This window comes from Blautia sp. MCC283, from assembly GCF_018785565.1.
Taxonomy (GTDB): Bacteria; Bacillota; Clostridia; order Lachnospirales; family Lachnospiraceae; genus Blautia_A.
Genome location: NZ_WQQB01000050.1, coordinates 1 through 283 on the forward strand (window position 1 = coordinate 1; position 283 = coordinate 283).

Below are 283 nucleotides of genomic sequence, written 5' to 3' on the forward strand. Positions count from 1 at the left end.
TAAGGATATTTGATTAACTTAATCAAATCTCATGTATGCAGTTTTCAAGGTACAATGCTGACTGATGTTTTATCAGCCATTTAAAAAGAAAATATCTTTTCTTCTTAAATCACTGGTAAAACCAGCATCTATTTCATCAGGCTAAGCCTGCTTTTTCTTTTTTGATCTGGCGCCCACCTGCTCTCCCACACCGTCTCCAGTGCAGTACCATCGGCCGATTGGGTCTTAACCGTCGTGTTCGGGATGGGAACGGGTGTGTCCCCCAACCGCATCGGCACCAGAA

The 283-nt window shown here is 43.8% G+C and carries 1 rRNA gene; it reads right to left on the reverse strand.

Going from position 1 to position 283, the window contains the following annotated elements:
• Positions 1-164 precede the first annotated feature (164 nt).
• Positions 165-282, reverse strand: a 5S ribosomal RNA gene (gene rrf / locus GPK81_RS14915).
• Position 283 lies beyond the last annotated feature (1 nt).